Annotated in this window: 11 protein-coding genes; 5 read left to right on the top strand and 6 right to left on the bottom strand. The window is 70.4% G+C overall.

The window, feature by feature from the left end:
* The first annotated feature begins 3 nt into the window (after positions 1 to 3).
* Positions 4 to 1,305, top strand: coding sequence for a lipid IV(A) 3-deoxy-D-manno-octulosonic acid transferase (gene waaA / locus ACQYVW_RS05315; RefSeq protein ID WP_434946280.1), 1,302 nt, complete (start codon positions 4 to 6; stop codon positions 1,303 to 1,305).
* Positions 1,306 to 1,615: 310 nt separating this feature from the next.
* Here the strand turns inward: waaA and ACQYVW_RS05310 are convergent, their stop codons facing one another.
* From ACQYVW_RS05310 to ACQYVW_RS05300, 3 genes are all read right to left on the bottom strand, one after another.
* On the bottom strand, positions 1,616 to 2,953 hold the full coding sequence (locus ACQYVW_RS05310; RefSeq protein ID WP_434936706.1) for a TolC family outer membrane protein: 1,338 nt from the start codon (positions 2,951 to 2,953) through the stop codon (positions 1,616 to 1,618).
* 32 nt (positions 2,954 to 2,985) lie between these two features.
* On the bottom strand, positions 2,986 to 3,639 hold the full coding sequence (locus ACQYVW_RS05305) for a protein-L-isoaspartate O-methyltransferase family protein (RefSeq protein WP_434936704.1): 654 nt from the start codon (positions 3,637 to 3,639) through the stop codon (positions 2,986 to 2,988).
* 134 nt (positions 3,640 to 3,773) lie between these two features.
* Complete coding sequence (locus tag ACQYVW_RS05300; RefSeq protein WP_434936702.1) at positions 3,774 to 4,439, bottom strand: TetR/AcrR family transcriptional regulator; 666 nt, start codon at positions 4,437 to 4,439, stop codon at positions 3,774 to 3,776.
* Positions 4,440 to 4,509: 70 nt separating this feature from the next.
* Here ACQYVW_RS05300 and ACQYVW_RS05295 point away from each other — a divergent pair, with 70 nt between their 5' ends.
* Both ACQYVW_RS05295 and ACQYVW_RS05290 read left to right on the top strand, forming a co-directional pair.
* A complete protein-coding gene (locus tag ACQYVW_RS05295) occupies positions 4,510 to 5,637 on the top strand; it encodes an efflux RND transporter periplasmic adaptor subunit (protein ID WP_434946279.1) in 1,128 nt (375 codons plus the stop codon).
* Positions 5,638 to 5,715: 78 nt separating this feature from the next.
* Positions 5,716 to 9,006: an efflux RND transporter permease subunit gene (locus ACQYVW_RS05290; protein ID WP_434946278.1), complete on the top strand. Its 3,291-nt coding sequence runs from the start codon at positions 5,716 to 5,718 to the stop codon at positions 9,004 to 9,006.
* 104 nt (positions 9,007 to 9,110) lie between these two features.
* Here the strand turns inward: ACQYVW_RS05290 and ACQYVW_RS05285 are convergent, their stop codons facing one another.
* Positions 9,111 to 9,992 (bottom strand): LysR family transcriptional regulator, encoded by an 882-nt coding sequence (locus ACQYVW_RS05285; RefSeq protein ID WP_434933675.1) that lies wholly within the window; start codon positions 9,990 to 9,992, stop codon positions 9,111 to 9,113.
* A gap of 130 nt (positions 9,993 to 10,122) precedes the next feature.
* Here ACQYVW_RS05285 and leuC point away from each other — a divergent pair, with 130 nt between their 5' ends.
* Both leuC and leuD read left to right on the top strand, forming a co-directional pair.
* Entirely contained in the window at positions 10,123 to 11,550 is a 1,428-nt protein-coding gene (gene leuC, locus ACQYVW_RS05280; RefSeq protein ID WP_434933676.1) for a 3-isopropylmalate dehydratase large subunit, read from the top strand.
* A gap of 10 nt (positions 11,551 to 11,560) precedes the next feature.
* Complete coding sequence (gene leuD, locus ACQYVW_RS05275; protein WP_434933677.1) at positions 11,561 to 12,208, top strand: 3-isopropylmalate dehydratase small subunit; 648 nt, start codon at positions 11,561 to 11,563, stop codon at positions 12,206 to 12,208.
* 587 nt (positions 12,209 to 12,795) lie between these two features.
* Here the strand turns inward: leuD and gdhA are convergent.
* The gene (gene gdhA, locus ACQYVW_RS05270) at positions 12,796 to 14,136 is read right to left on the bottom strand and encodes an NADP-specific glutamate dehydrogenase (RefSeq protein WP_434933678.1); all 1,341 of its coding nucleotides are present in this window, start codon (positions 14,134 to 14,136) and stop codon (positions 12,796 to 12,798) included.
* Between the two features lie 59 nt (positions 14,137 to 14,195).
* Positions 14,196 to 15,290: a 3-isopropylmalate dehydrogenase gene (gene leuB, locus ACQYVW_RS05265; protein ID WP_434933680.1), complete on the bottom strand. Its 1,095-nt coding sequence runs from the start codon at positions 15,288 to 15,290 to the stop codon at positions 14,196 to 14,198.
* Positions 15,291 to 15,304 lie beyond the last annotated feature (14 nt).

Genomic DNA, 15,304 nt, shown 5'->3' with positions numbered 1-15,304 from the left:
CCCATGCCCGCCGCCGACAAGACCGAACGCCTGCTGCGTGGCCTGTACTCGGCCGTGCTGTACCTGCTGGTGCCGGTGACGGTCTACCACCTGATCTGGCGCGGCTTCCGCCAGGAAGCCTACTTCGAACGCTGGAGCGAGCGTTACGCGCGTTATGCGATGCCTGCGCGCGAGACGCCGGTGTGGGTGCACGCGGTCTCGGTGGGCGAGGTGAACGCGGTCGCCCCGCTGGTGAATGCGCTGCTCGCCGCCGACCCTGCGCGGCGCCTGCTGGTGACCACGATCACCCCGACCGGCTCGGCGCGCGTGCGCGCGATCTGGGGCGAACGCGTGGACCATGTCTATCTTCCCTACGACCTGGACGGCGCGGTGCACCGCTTCCTCGCCCATTTCCGGCCACGGATCGCGCTGGTGGTGGAAACCGAACTCTGGCCCAACCTGCTGCTGTGCTGCCGCGACGCGGGCGTTCCTGCGTACCTGGTCAACGGGCGCCTGTCCGAACGCTCGCTGCGCGGCTATCGCGTGCTCCGGCCGCTGCTGTCGCGGGTATTGGCCACGCTGCGCCGGGTGGTGGCGCAGTCGCAGGACGACGCGCGCCGCTTCGGCGAACTCGGCGCGCCGCAGGCGTCGCTGGTGGTGGCCGGCAACCTCAAATACGACATCGCGATCGATGTCGAGACGCTGGCGGGCGCGGCCCGCGCCTTCCGCGAACGCATCGGCGAGCGGCCGGTCTGGATCGCGGCCAGCACCCATCCGGAAGAAGAAGCCGCGGTGCTCGACATGCACCGCCAGCTGCGCGAGCGCTGGCCGGACCTGCTGATGCTGTGGGCGCCGCGCCATCCCGAGCGTTTCCGCGGGGCGGCGCAACAGGCGGTGGATGCCGGCTGGCGGGTGGCCACGCGCCGGCTGACGCAGTGGCCGGATGCGGAAGACGCGGTGTTCGTGCTCGATACCCTGGGCGAACTGCAGCAGTTCTACGCCTGCGCCGACGTGGCCTTCGTCGGCGGCAGCCTGCAGGACATCGGCGGCCACAACCTGCTCGAACCAGCCGCCGTGGGCACGCCGGTGGCCAGCGGCCCGCACCTGCACAACTTCGCCGACATCGCGCGGCAGATGGAGGCGGCAGGGGCGCTGCGCGTGGGCCAGGATGCCGGGGCCGTGGCCACCATCCTGGCGAAGCTGCTGCAGGACGCGCCTGCGCGCGAGGCCATGCGCGAGGCAGGCCTGGCGCTGGTGCGCGATGGCCGCGGTGCGTTGCAGCGCACGCTGGAGGTCATCGGCCCGGATCTGCCCGGCGGCAGCTGAGCGGTTGCAGGCGCTCTGCGCGCGGCGCCACCGTGAACGGGCAGCGAGGATCCGATCCGCCCGCGGCCCAGAGGGCGCAGGGCCGAGTGCGGAGTTGGGCTGGCGCCCTTGGTGCCGGCACGGGCAGGTCGCGTCGCAAGGGCCGGGACCGGCGCCGACGCCGCCCGCAGCACCGGTCCTTCGGCCGGCGACGCCCGGCCGCGCAGCCGCGGGCCGGCATGGTCGCGATCCGCCCCCGCGCGCCGCGGGTCCAGGAACGACGAAGCCGGCGCGAACGCCGGCTCCGGGGTACCTTGGGCGACAGTAGCGCCTACTGCCGGGGGTTGGTCGACGGCGCCGTGGTCTCGACCGTCAGCAGCCGGTTCACATCCTGGACCGTGGACGCATCCAGGGTGCCCGCAGCCTGCTCGAGCAGCAGCCGGTTGCGCAGGTAGTTGTAGCGCGCGGTGGCGTAGTTTTGGCGCGCCACGAACAGGTTCTGCTGGTTGATCAGCACGTCGATCACGGTGCGGGTGCCGACCTCCAGGCCGACCTGCGAGGCATCGTAGGCGCTCTGCGCCGAGACCAGCGCTAGGCGCCGCGCCTCGACCTCGCTGATGCCGGCGACCAGCGCCTGGTAGGCATAGCGGGTATTGCGCTCGATCGCGCGACGGTTCTGCTCGAGCTGGTCCTGGGCGATGTCGCGGCTGTTGATCGCCTGGCGCACGCGCGACTGCGTGGCGCCGCCGGCGAAGATCGGCACAGTCAGGGTCAGGCCGATCGAATGGCCTTCGTCGGTCACGGCCACCGAGCCGGGAGAGGGCGAGTACCAGTCGGTGTTGTTGCTGTAGGTCACGCCCAGGCCCAGCGAAGGCAGGTGTCCGGCGCGTGCCGTGGTCACGCCGTGCTCGGCGCCCTGCACCGCGTACTGGGAGGCCTGGAGGACGGGATTGGTCTCGAGCGCGCGCTGCACCCAGGCCTCGGCATCGCCGCCGGCCGGCAGCTCGGGGCGGAAGTCCTCGGGCAGGGCGCGCAGGGCGTTGATCGGCGTGCCGGTGATCTCGGCCAGCGCCTGGTAGGCATCCTGCAGCGCGTTGCGCGCGAGGATGGTGTTGGCGCGCGCGCCGTCGTACTGGGCGCGGGCTTCGTGCACGTCGGTGATGGGCGCCAGGCCCACCTCGAGCCGGCGATCGGCGTAGTCGAACTGCTTCTGGAAGGCGGCTTCGGCGGCTTCGGCCGCGTTCAGCGTTTCCAGCGCCACCAGCACGTCGAAATAGGCGTTGGCGGTCCGCGAGATCAACTCGTCGCCCGCGGCCTCCAGGTCGTAGTCCGCGGCGGTGGCGTAGTCGCGACGCGCGCGCAGGTTGGAAATCGTGCCCAAGTCGAACACGCTCTGGGAGAGCCTGGCCTGGTAATTGCGACTGCGGCCCGAGCCGGTCTCGCCGGCGGCGTAACCGCGGCCCAGGGTCGCGGTGCCGTCGATCTGGGGCAGCAGCGCGGCACGCGCCTGCACGGCATCCTCGCGGGTGGACAGGCGGCTGGACTCGGCGATCGACAGCTGCGGGTCGTTGGTCCGCGCCAGCTCGTAGGTCTGCATGAGGTCTTCGGCGAAGACCGGCGCGGACGCCAGGGCCAGGGCGAGGGAGAGCACGAGGGGGCGGCGGAGCATCGGGAATCCTTGGCGAAGAAAGCGGGGACGTGTCAGAACTTGAATTCGGCCGCCGGTTCGGCGCCGGCGAGGTAGGCCAGGCCGGTCTCGAACAACGATTCGAAGCGCGGCGCGTTGACGTCGCCGTGCACCAGCACCGCTTCCATCGCCGGCGCGCGCCCGTGCACCACGAACATCCGGCCACCAGGACGCAGCCACTCGAGGAAACGTGACGGAATGGTATCGACCGCGCCGGACACGCAGATCGCGTCGAACTGGCGGCCTGGTGTCCAGCCGAACGCGTCGGCGGCCACGACCGCGGCGTTGCCGATGCCCTGCGCGCGCAGGCGATCGGCGGCGGCGTCGGCGAGGTCGGCATGGCGTTCGATGCTCACCACCTCGCGCGCCAGCGAACCCAGGCAGGCGGCCATGAAGCCGCTGCCGGCGCCGATTTCCAGCACCGACTCGCCGCCCCGCAGCTCCAGCGCCTGCAGGGCGCGGCCTTCGAGCACGGGCTTGAACATGGTTTCGCCATGGCCGATGGGCAGCTCCAGGTCGGCATAGGCCAGGGCGCGGTGGCGCTCGCCCACGAAAGCCTCGCGCGGCAGCCTGGCCAGCACGTCCAGCACGCGCCCGTCGAGCACGTCCCACGGACGGATCTGCTGCTCGACCATGAACTCGCGGGCCTTGGCGTAATCGAACGTCATCTTGCGGTCCGTGATGGGTAAGGAGGAAACGCGATTCTACCGGCCCGGTCGGGCAATTTCCCCCGCGGCCATCATCGCCAGCGGGCCGGAACCGGCTGAGTGCCGGAAGTCACCGCGACCGATGGCCTGCCGGTTCAGGGCGCTGGCCCGGGCCGCCGGCCGTAGGCGCGCAGGAACATGTCCACGGTCGCGTCGATGTGTTCGTCGACACCGGCCGCACTGGGGCGCTCGCACAAGCCGCAGGCCATGCGCGTGTGCAGGTCGCCCTTGAGCAGGGCGAAGAACTGCCGGGCCGCGCGCGCCAGGTCGGGAATCTCCAGCTCGGCCGCGCGCGCTTCGAGGAAGGCGGTGAAGGCGCGCTGGACGCGTTCGGGCCCGGCCTGCCAGAACAGCTGGCGCAGGCGTTCGTCGCCACTCGGGCTCATCATCATCCGGTGGATGGCGAGCGCTTCCTCGCTGGTGATCATGGCGAAGAACGCGCGGGCGATCCCGGCCAACTGCGAGCGCAGCGGCGCCGACGGATCGGCCACGAACAGGTCGTCGGGCATCAGCGAGTCGCAGACCACGCGCGCGGCTTCGCCAAACAGCGCTTCCTTGTCGCCGAAATGGCTGTAGACGGTGAGCTTGGAAACCCCGGCCTCGGACGCGATCTGGTCCATGCTGGCGCCCTCGAACCCGAACCGGGTGAACATGCGCGCAGCGGCATCCAGGATCGACGCGCGCTTGGCCAGGTCCTTGGGCCGACCGGGGCCGGCGGCGGGCCGGGGCGGATCGACAGCAGGCGGAAGCTTGGGAACCATGCGCGCAATACTAGACTAATCGGTTTGCTATTTATACTCTGCGCGTCCTTGCATTCACCCGGCGCTGCGGATGCACCTCAAGGCCTGCCTGTTTCCCGTATGGCTCTCCGGCGTGGCGCTGGCGGGGCTGCTTTCGGCCTGTGGGAGTGAAGGCGGGGACGCGCCCGCCCCGCGACCGGTGCTGGTGGAGCAGCCCGGCGGCGGCGAGGCGGCCGGGATCTCGAGCTATGCCGGCGAGGTCCGCGCGGGCGAGGAAAGCCCGTTGTCCTTCCGGATCGGTGGCAATCTCGCGCGGCGCACCGTGGATGCCGGCGAGCGGGTGCGCAAGGGCCAGTTGCTGGCCGAACTGGATCCAGGCGACCAGCGCCTGCAGGCGGAGGCTGCGCGTGCGCAGCTGGCGGCGGCCGAGGCGGAGCTGGGCCGGGTCCGCGCCGATCGTGTCCGCTTCCAGGCCCTGGCGCGGGACCGGCTGGTCAGCCAGTCGGCCATGGACGCGCAGGACGCGGCCTGGCGGGCGGCCGAGGAACAGGCGCGCGCCGCGCGTGCGCAGCTGGACGTGGCCCGCAACCAGGCCGCTTACGCGCAGTTGCGGGCGCCGCGCGACGGGGTGATCGCAGGACGGCTGGCCGAAGCCGGCCAGGTCGTCGCGGCCGGCCAGGCGATCTACACGCTCGCCGGCGACGGCCGCGAGGTGGCGATCGCCTTGCCCGAATCCCGCGTCGCCGAGTTCCGCCTGGGCCAGCCGGTCGAGGTCGAACTCTGGGACGGTCCGGCGCGGCGTCTGCCGGGCCGTATCCGCGAGATCGCCGCGGCCGCGGACCCGCAGGCGCGTACCTTCGCCGCGCGCGTGGCGCTGGAGCCGGGGGCCGCGGATCGGGTCGAACTGGGCCAGAGCGCGCGGGTGTATGTGCGCCAGCAGGGCGAGGATGCGGCCCTGAGCGTGCCGCTGGCGGCGCTGCAGCCGGCCGCGGGCGGCGGCCACGCGGTGTGGATCGTCGATCCGGGCACGGGTGCGCTGCGGCTGGCGCCGGTCCGGACCGGTCGCCTGGGGCAGGAGCGGGTGCCGGTGCTGTCCGGGCTGGATCCGGACGCCTGGGTGGTGTCCGCCGGCGGCCATCTGCTGCGCGAGGGCGAGCTCGTCGCGCCCGTGGATCGCGACAACCGGCCCGTGCCGGCCGCTGCCGGGACGGCGCGGTGAGCGTCGCCAGCTGCCGCGCGGCGGCCCGCCACCGGCCCCGCCGCGTGGCGCGGCGCGCGCACCCGGAGCGCTGAGCCCATGCGCTTCAACCTGTCCGAGTGGGCGCTGCGCAACCGCAGCCTGGTGCTGTACGCGATGATCGTGGTCGCCATCGGCGGTGCGCTGTCCTACCTGCAGCTGGGGCGTTCGGAGGATCCTCCGTTCACCTTCAAGGCGATGGTGGTGCGCACCCTGTGGCCGGGCGCGACCGCGGACGAGGTTGCGCGCCAGGTCACCGAGCGCATCGAGAAGAAACTGATGGAGACCGGCGAGTACGAGTTCATCCGCTCGTACTCGCGGCCGGGCGAGTCGCAGGTGATCTTCATGGCGCGCGACTCGATGCATTCGCGCGACGTGCCCGCGCTCTGGTACCAGGTGCGCAAGAAGATCGGCGACATCCGCGCCACCCTTCCCGAAGGCGTGGTGGGGCCGTTCTTCAACGACGAGTTCGGCGACACCTTCGGCAACATCTACGCGCTCACCGGCGAGGGCTTCGATTACGCCGTGCTCAAGGACTATGCCGACCGGGTCCAGCTGGAGCTGCAGCGCATCGACAACGTCGGCAAGGTCGAACTGATCGGCCTGCAGGACGAGCGCATCTGGATCGAGGTCAGCAATACCCGACTCGCCACCTTCGGCATCCCGATGCAGGCGGTGCAGCAGGCGCTGGCGCAGCAGAACGCGGTGGTGCCGGCCGGGTTCTTCGAAACCCCGAGCGACCGCGTGCAGTTGCGGGTGGACGGCGCCTTCGCTTCGGTCGAGGACATCCGCCGGTTCCCGATACGCGCCGGCGACCGCACGATACGGCTTGGCGACATCGCCACGGTCAGCCGCGGCTTCTCCGACCCGGCCGCCCCGCGCATGCGCTTCATGGGCCAGGACGCGATCGGACTGGGCGTGTCGATGCGCGAAGGCGGCGACATCCTGCGCCTGGGCGAGAACCTGGACGCGGCTTTCGCGCGGATCCGGCTCACCCTGCCCGTGGGCATGGAGCTGCGTCCGGTCGCCGACCAGCCGGCGGCGGTGCGCGACTCGGTGGGCGAGTTCGTCAAAGTGCTGGCCGAAGCGGTGGCGATCGTGCTGCTGGTGAGCTTCTTCTCGCTCGGCTTCCGCACCGGCCTGGTGGTGGCCGTGTCGATCCCGCTGGTGCTGGCGATGACCTTCGTGGTCATGGACTGGTTCGGCGTCGGCCTGCACAAGATCTCGCTGGGCGCGCTGGTGCTGGCGCTGGGGCTGCTGGTCGACGACGCGATCATCGCGGTGGAGATGATGGCGATCAAGATGGAGCAGGGCTTCGACCGCTTCCGCGCCGCAGGCTTCGCCTGGACCAACACCGCCTTCCCGATGCTCACCGGCACCCTGGTGACGGCGGCCGGATTCCTGCCCATCGCCACCGCGGCCTCGGGCGTGGGCGAGTACACCCGCTCGCTGTTCGAGGTGGTCACGATCGCCCTGGTGGTGTCGTGGATCGCGGCGGTGCTGTTCATCCCCTGGCTGGGCGAGAAGATGCTGCCGGACATGCAGGCGCACGCGGGCAGGCCGTCCCTGCTGCGGCGTTCGGCCGCCGTCCTGTCGCGCCTGCGTCTGACGGGCCGCGCAGCGGGTGCGCGACGTGGCGGTCCGCTGGATGACGCGGAGGCCGGTTTGCCTCCGCGCGCGCCCCTCGGGACGGCCGGACACCCGACCGCCCACGGGCCTGCGATACCCGAACGCGCCTCTCCAGCTTCCGCAGGCGCGGAGCCCGGTAGCGTGGCGGTGCCTGGCCACGATCCCTACCGGACCCGCTTCTATCTGCGCTTCCGCGACCTGCTCGACTGGTCGCTGCGCCATCGCTGGCTGGTGATCGTCGCCACGGTCGCCGCGTTCGCGCTGTCGCTGGCCCTGTTCCGCTTCGTGCCGCAGCAGTTCTTCCCCGACTCCACGCGGCTGGAGCTGATGATCGACATGGAGCTGGCCGAGGGCAGCTCGCTGCGCGCCACCGAGACGCAGGTGCGCAGGCTGGAAGCGATGCTCGATGGCCACGAGGGCGTGGAGAACTACGTCGCCTATGTCGGCACCGGTTCGCCGCGCTTCTACCTGCCGCTGGATCAGCAACTGCCGCAGACCAACTTCGCCCAGTTCGTGGTGCGCGCCAGCGACCTGGCCGCGCGCGAGTCGGTGCGCGCCTGGCTGCTCGACGAGGTCTTCGTCCGGTTTCCCGAACTGCAGCTGCGCGTCACCCGGCTGGAGAACGGTCCGCCGGTGGGTTATCCGGTCCAGTTCCGCGTGTCGGGCGAACATGTCGAGCGCGTCCGCGCGCTGGCCGCGCAGGTCGCCGAGCGCGTGCGGGCGAATCCGCACCTGGACAACGTGCATCTGGACTGGAGCGAACCGAGCAAGGTGGTGCGCCTGCGCATCGACCAGGATCGCGCGCGCGCGCTCGGCATCAGCTCGCAGCGCGTGGCGCAGTTCCTGTCCGGCTCGCTTAGCGGGTTGCAGGTCAGCACCTTCCGCGAAGGCAACGAACTGATCGGCGTGCTGCTGCGCGGCACCGGCGAGGAGCGTGCCCACCTGGAGCTGCTGGACAGCCTGGCGATTCCCGGCGGCGAGGGCGGGCCGGTGCCGCTGTCGCAGGTGGCCACGCTCGAGTACGGCTACGAGGACGGCATCATCTGGCACCGCGACCGCCTGCCCACCATCACCGTGCGCGCCGACATCCGCGACGGCGTGACGCCGCCGACGGTGGTGGCGCAGATCCTGCCCACGCTCGAGGACATCCGCACCGCGCTGCCGCCGGGCTATCTGCTCGAGACCGGCGGCACGGTCGAGGACTCGGCGCGTGGCCAGGATTCGATCAAGGCCGGGCTGCCGCTGTTCCTGCTGGTGGTGGTGACCCTGCTGATGCTGCAGCTGCGCAGCCTGTCGCGCTCGCTGCTGGTGCTGCTGACCGCGCCGCTGGGGATGATCGGCGTGACCCTGTTCCTGCTCGCCTTCCGCGTGCCGTTCGGCTTCGTGGCGATGCTGGGCACGATCGCGCTGGCGGGCATGATCATGCGCAACTCGGTGATCCTGGTCGACCAGATCGAGCAGGACATCGCCGCCGGGCACGCGCGCTGGGACGCGGTGATCGACGCCACGGTGCGCCGCTTCCGGCCGATCGTGCTGACCGCGCTGGCGGCGATCCTGGCGATGATCCCGCTCTCGCGCAGCGCCTTCTTTGGGCCGATGGCGGTGGCGATCATGGGCGGGCTGACCGTGGCCACCGTGCTGACCCTGGTGTTCCTGCCGGCCCTGTACGCGGCCTGGTTCAAGGTGCGGCGCGAAGAACCCGCGGCCGTCGCGGAGCGGTAACGCCCACTTCGCGATCTGTTCTCTCGCGGTCCGTGGCGGGGCTGACGCGCCCGCTCCCTGCCAGCCTGTCGCCCACGGGCGATGCGAGGTGAGAGCGGTCCGTATCAGCGCTTCCCGCGGTCTGCCGCTGCATCCAGAAGCGCCATGAACGCTCGCGCAGCGTTCGACAAGGTGCGCCCGGCATGGGTGACATAGCCGAGCTGGCGACGCAGCCGCGTGCCGGGCACGCGCAGCGCCACGGTCGATGCGTCCAGCATCGTATGCGGCAGCACGCTCCAGGCCAGCCCGACCCCGGCCAGCATCTTCAGCGTTTCCATGGCGTTGGTGGTCATGTGCAGGCGCAACGTCAGGCCCGCGTCGGCGAAGCGGCCGGCGACGATGCGATGGGTGAACGTGCTGGCGTCGGGCAGCACCGCCGGGTGCCGCGCCAGCTCGGCCAGGGTGGCACGGCCGCGGGCGGCCAGCGGATGGTCGGGCGCGACCACGAACTCCAGCGGATCGTCCCAGACGGGTACCGCTTGCAGCGGCGCGGCGGCGGGCCCCAGGGTGGTGATCGCCAGTTCCAGCCTGCCATGCAGGACCTCGGACCAGGCCTGTTCCGAGTCGAGGAAGCGAAGATCCACGGCCACCTGCGGATGCGTGCGCAGGAAGGCGCGCAGCAGCGGCGGCAGCCGGTGCAGGCCGATGTGGTGGCTGGTGGCCAGACTGAGGCTGCCGCCGACGTCCACGTCGAGATTGCCCAGGGCGCGGCGCGTGTCCTCCATCTCGCCGAGGATGCCGCGCGCGCGGGGCAACAGGGCGCGGCCAGCCTCGGTCAGGGCGACCTCGCGGCCGACACGATCGAACAGGCGCCGCCCGAGATGCTGTTCCAGCGCCGCAATGCGCTTGCTCACCGCCGGCTGGGTGAGGTGCAGCCGTTCGCCCGCGTTGGAAAAGCCGCCGCTCTCCGCCACGGCGAGAAACGCTTCCAGGCTGGCCAGGTCCATCAAGTCGCACCGGTTATGCAATGGATGAAAAATATGAATTGGAGTTATCGAAGGCAAGTGCCTAGGATCGGGCGTCGGGCTGCGCGCAGGCGAGGCCCGGCACCACCGCCAAGCCACACGGACACCCGCCATGCCAGGCAAGACCCTCTACGACAAGTTGTGGGAGATGCACGAGGTCAAGCGTCGCGACGACGGCTCCTCGCTGATCTACATCGACCGCCACATCCTCCACGAAGTGACCTCGCCACAGGCCTTCGAAGGCTTGCGGCTGGCGGGCCGCAAGCCCTGGCGCGTCGACGCCAACATCGCCACGCCCGACCACAACGTGCCCACGACGAAGGCCGAGCGCCAGGGCGGGCTGGAAGCCATCGTCGACGAGGTCTCGCGGCTGCAGGTGCAGACGCTGGACGAGAACTGCGACGACTTCGGCATCCTCGAGTTCAAGATGAACGACGCGCGCCAGGGCATCGTCCACGTGGTCGGCCCCGAGCAGGGCGCGACCCTGCCCGGCATGACCGTGGTCTGCGGCGATTCGCACACCTCCACGCATGGCGCCTTCGGCGCGCTGGCGCACGGCATCGGCACCTCCGAGGTCGAACACGTGCTGGCCACGCAGTGCCTGGTGGCCAAGAAGATGAAGAACATGCAGGTGCGCGTCGAAGGCCGGCTCGGTCCGGGCGTGACCGCCAAGGACATCGTGCTGGCGGTGATCGGCCGGATCGGCACCGCCGGCGGCAACGGCCACGCGCTCGAGTTCGCCGGCAGCGCGATCCGCGACCTGTCGATCGAAGGGCGCATGACGATCTGCAACATGTCCATCGAGGCCGGTGCGCGCGTGGGCATGGTGGCGGTGGACCAGAAGACCCTCGACTACGTGCAGGGGCGCCCGTTCGCGCCCAAGGGCGCCGACTGGGACGCTGCGGCGGCGCTGTGGAAGACGCTGGTGTCGGACGAGGACGCGGTGTTCGACACGGTGGTCGAACTGCGCGCGGAGGACATCCGCCCCCAGGTCAGCTGGGGCACCTCGCCCGAGATGGTGCTGGCGGTGGACCAGGCGGTGCCGGACCCCGCGCGCGAAGTCGACCCGGTCAGGAAGGGCTCGATCGAGCGCGCGCTGAAGTACATGGGGCTGGAGGCCAACCAGCCGATCACCAGTATCCGGCTCGACCGCGTGTTCATCGGCTCCTGCACGAACTCGCGCATCGAGGACCTGCGCGCGGCTGCCGAGGTCGCGCGCGGACGCAAGGTTGCCGCGAGCGTGAAGCAGGCGCTGGTGGTGCCGGGTTCGGGCCTGGTCAAGGCGCAGGCCGAGGCCGAAGGACTCGACCGGATATTCATCGAGGCGGGATTCGAATGGCGCGAACCGGGCTGCTCGATGTGCTTGGCGATGAATCCGGACAAGCTCGGCAGCGGCGAACACTGCGCCTCGACTTCCAACCGCAACTTCGAGGGGCGGCAGGGCGCAGGCGGGCGCACCCACCTGGTCAGCCCGGCGATGGCCGCGGCTGCCGCCGTCGCCGGGCACTTCGTCGACGTGCGCGACCTGATGCAGGCCTGAGGAACAGAGCATGAAAGCCTTCACGACCCACACCGGCCTGGTTGCGCCCCTGGACCGCGCCAACGTCGATACCGACCAGATCATCCCCAAGCAGTTCCTCAAGTCGATCAGGCGCAGCGGCTTCGGCCCGAACCTGTTCGACGAGTGGCGCTATCTCGACGTCGGCCAACCCGGGCAGGACAGCAGCCGGCGTCCGCTCAACCCCGATTTCGTGCTGAACTTCCCGCGTTATGCCGGCGCCAGCGTGCTGCTGGCGCGCGAGAACTTCGGCTGCGGCTCCTCGCGCGAGCATGCGCCCTGGGCGCTGGAGGAGTACGGCTTCCGCGCCATCATCGCGCCCAGCTTCGCCGACATCTTCTACAACAACAGCTTCAAGAACGGCCTGCTGCCGATCGTGCTGGCCGACGGCGAAGTCGACGCCCTGTTCGCGCAGTGCGAGGCCAACGACGGCTATACGCTGACGGTGGATCTCGCCGCGCAGTCGGTGACCCGGCCCGACGGCGTGCGCTACGCCTTCGAGATCGACGCGTTCCGCAAGCACTGCCTGGTCAATGGCCTCGACGACATCGGCCTGACCCTGCAGGAGCGAGAGACGATCGCCGCGTTCGAGGCGACGCATCGCGCGGCGCAGCCGTGGCTGTTCGACGCGATGCGATGAGACGCCAGGCGTCGCAGTCGCGCGGGCGCTTACGGCGCCGTCCTCCGAGCTCTCCAGCCCGGACAGTGATCCCCTTTCCGGCATCGCCATCTGGCGTGATCCCCACCTAGCTCGACTGACAGGGGCGGTCCCGACGATAACTCGTGTTGCCGGAAGCCTGGCACCGCACGCCACCACGACAAGCCTGCACTGCACGACCGTAGGTGGATGCGTCACGACCAGGTCCGACGTCACGACATCAGGACTGACACCGCACGACGCGACCGCCCCCTACATCCACGCCGAAGATGCGGAACACCCGCAGGTCGCCAGGCCGTCGCGTTCCGGGCGGGGGTGGCGCAAGCGCCACATGGATGTGCCGTGGCCGCGAGTGCGGACAGGGACGTCTGCCCGAGCGGTGCGCTACCCCCGGCCGGAATGCGGCGGCCCCCAACCGAAGCTGTGCGCTTCTCTGCGCCTGCGATGGAGCGGCCGCTCCAATCGGCCGGCGAGTACGTCTCGCATGAAGCCACCACGTCCGCAGCATCCCGCAGCGACCGCAGTTGGGGATCAGCCGGCTGGCGTCCACACCCCGCCAGCTGCGACCCTCAGTACACCCCTTGCGCCAGCATCGCGTCGGCCACCTTCACGAAGCCGGCGATATTGGCGCCGTCGACGTAGTTGACGCTGCTGTCCTCGCGCTTGCCGTGGCGCACGCAGTTGCCGTGGATGTCCTTCATGATTGCGTGCAGGCGCTCGTCGACCTCGGCGTGGTGCCACGACAGCCGCAACGCGTTCTGGCTCATCTCCAGGCCCGAGGTCGCCACGCCGCCGGCATTGCTGGCCTTGCCCGGCGCATACAGCGTTCCGGCTTCGAGAAACACGTCGACCGCCTCCAGCGTGCTCGGCATGTTGGCGCCCTCGGCCACGCAGACCACGCCGTTGTGCACCAGCGTGCGCGCATCGTCTTCGTCGAGTTCGTTCTGGGTCGCGCAGGGAAGCGCGATCTCGGCGGGGATGTGCCAGGGCCGCTTGCCGGGCAGGTACTCGAAGCGCGCATCCTCGCCGAGCTCCGACAGCCGCCCGCGGCGCAGGTTCTTCAACTCGGCGATCTCGCGGATCGCATCCGGGCCGAAGCCGTCGCGTGCGTAGAGCGTGCCGTCGGAGTCGCTGAAGGTCAGCACCTTGCCGCCCAGCTCCTCGGCCTTGATCGCCGCGAACTGCGCCACGTTGCCGGAGCCGGAAATCAGCACGCGCGCACCGTGGGTCTCGCGCCGCGCGTGGTGCAGCATCTGCTCGACGAAGTAGACCGTGCCGTAGCCGGTCGCTTCCGGTCGCATCAGGCTGCCGCCGTAGGACAGTCCCTTGCCGGTGAACACGCAGCCGGCCTGGTTGGATAACTTCTTCATCATGCCGGCCATGTAGCCGACCTCGCGCGCGCCGACGCCGATGTCGCCCGCCGGCACGTCCGTGTCCGGGCCGAGGTGGCGATGCAGCTCCAGCATCAGCGCCTGGCAGAAGCGCATCACCTCGCCGTCGCTCTTGCCCTTGGGATCGAAGTCCGCGCCGCCCTTGCCGCCGCCCATCGGCAGCGTGGTCAACGAATTCTTGAAGGTCTGCTCGAAGGCCAGGAACTTGAGGATCGACAGGTTCACCGACGGATGGAAGCGCATGCCGCCCTTGAACGGGCCGATCGCAGAACTGTGCTGCACGCGCCAGGCGCGGTTGACCTGCACGTCGCCACGGTCGTCGACCCAGCTCACCCGGAACTGGACCACGCGCTCGGGTTCCACCAGGCGATCCATCAGCCCGTCCCGGTTGTACTCGGGAAACCGCTCGAGGAACGGCCACAGGCTGGCCGTGACTTCCTTCACCGCCTGCAGGAACTCCGGCTGGCCTGGATCGCGGCGCTGTACGCGCGCGAGAAACTCGTCCCTCGATAGCGGCATCTGCATCCCTTTTCTGGTCAGTATCGTGTCCGGTGCGCGATCGCGCGCCCGCTGCTGGTTCAGGCCAGTCGTTCGAGCACCGCCTGTGCGGCGCGCGCGGTGTCGACCGCCTCCCCGGGCGCGGCGAGGTCGGCGGTGAACACCTTCGCGTCCAGCGCTCCGGCCACCGCGGCCTCGATCGCGACCGCCTCGGCCTCGAGCCCGAGCGAGTGGCGCATCAGCATCGCCGCGCTCAGGATGGTGGCGTAGGGGTTGGCGATGCCCTTGCCGGCGATGTCGGGAGCCGAGCCGTGGATCGGCTCGAACAATCCGATCTGACGTTCCGCCTGCGGCGATCCGTCCTGGCCCACCTTGCCCGCGCCCAGCGAGGCCGAAGCCAGCAGCCCCAGCGAGCCCGCCAGCATCGAGGCCTCGTCGGTGAGGATGTCGCCGAACATGTTCTCGGTCACGATCACGTCGTAGGCGCGCGGCTTCGACAGCAGGTGCATCGCCATGGAGTCGACCAGCTGGTGCTCGACGGTCACGTCGGGAAACTCCTCGCGCATCACCCGCGTGGCGACGTCGCGCCACAGGCGCGAGGTTTCCAGCACGTTGGCCTTGTCGACCGAGGTCAGGTGGCCGCGGCGCTGGCGCGCGAGCGCCCCGGCGCTGCGCACCACGCGCTCGATCTCGGCCACGCTGTAACGGCACAGGTCGGTCGCCTCGGTGTCGCTTCGGGTCTTGTCGCCGAAGTAGATCCCGCCAGTGAGCTCGCGCACCACCACGATGTCCACGCCCTGCAGCAGCTCGGGCTTGATCGGAGATGCGCCGAGCGCGGCAGCATGCGGCTTGACCGGGCGCAGGTTGGCGAACAGGCCCAGCGCCTTGCGGATCGCCAGCAGACCCTGTTCCGGGCGCACCTTCGCATTCGGATCGGACCACTTCGGGCCGCCGACGGCGCCCAGCAGGATGGCGTCCGCCTTGCGGGCGGCCTCGAGCGTCGCCGCCGGCAGCGGCTCGCCGTGGCGGTCGATGGCGATACCGCCGATGTCGTGCTCGGCGAACGAGAACGTGTGGCCGAAGCGTGCGGCGACGGCGTTCAGGACGGGCAGTGTGGCGGAGACGATCTCGGGGCCGATGCCGTCCCCGGGCAGTACGACGATGTCAGCGTGCATGGATTTCGAAGGCG

The sequence above is a fragment of the Luteimonas campi genome, from assembly GCF_051162505.1.
In the GTDB taxonomy this organism is placed as follows: Bacteria; Pseudomonadota; Gammaproteobacteria; order Xanthomonadales; family Xanthomonadaceae; genus Luteimonas.
The sequence above is the reverse complement of the archived record's forward strand: the minus strand, read 5'-3'. Positions and strand labels throughout refer to the sequence as shown.

Bases quoted from the DNA above. Each gene is read 5' to 3' on its own strand.
- waaA (WP_434946280.1), top strand. From the start codon at position 4: ATGCCCGCCGCCGACAAGACCGAACGCCTGCTGCGTGGCCTGTACTCG.
- ACQYVW_RS05310 (WP_434936706.1), bottom strand. From the start codon at position 2,953: ATGCTCCGCCGCCCCCTCGTGCTCTCCCTCGCCCTGGCCCTGGCGTCC.
- ACQYVW_RS05305 (WP_434936704.1), bottom strand. From the start codon at position 3,639: ATGACGTTCGATTACGCCAAGGCCCGCGAGTTCATGGTCGAGCAGCAG.
- ACQYVW_RS05300 (WP_434936702.1), bottom strand. From the start codon at position 4,439: ATGGTTCCCAAGCTTCCGCCTGCTGTCGATCCGCCCCGGCCCGCCGCC.
- ACQYVW_RS05295 (WP_434946279.1), top strand. From the start codon at position 4,510: ATGCACCTCAAGGCCTGCCTGTTTCCCGTATGGCTCTCCGGCGTGGCG.
- ACQYVW_RS05290 (WP_434946278.1), top strand. From the start codon at position 5,716: ATGCGCTTCAACCTGTCCGAGTGGGCGCTGCGCAACCGCAGCCTGGTG.
- ACQYVW_RS05285 (WP_434933675.1), bottom strand. From the start codon at position 9,992: ATGGACCTGGCCAGCCTGGAAGCGTTTCTCGCCGTGGCGGAGAGCGGC.
- leuC (WP_434933676.1), top strand. From the start codon at position 10,123: ATGCCAGGCAAGACCCTCTACGACAAGTTGTGGGAGATGCACGAGGTC.
- leuD (WP_434933677.1), top strand. From the start codon at position 11,561: ATGAAAGCCTTCACGACCCACACCGGCCTGGTTGCGCCCCTGGACCGC.
- gdhA (WP_434933678.1), bottom strand. From the start codon at position 14,136: ATGCCGCTATCGAGGGACGAGTTTCTCGCGCGCGTACAGCGCCGCGAT.
- leuB (WP_434933680.1), bottom strand. From the start codon at position 15,290: ATGCACGCTGACATCGTCGTACTGCCCGGGGACGGCATCGGCCCCGAG.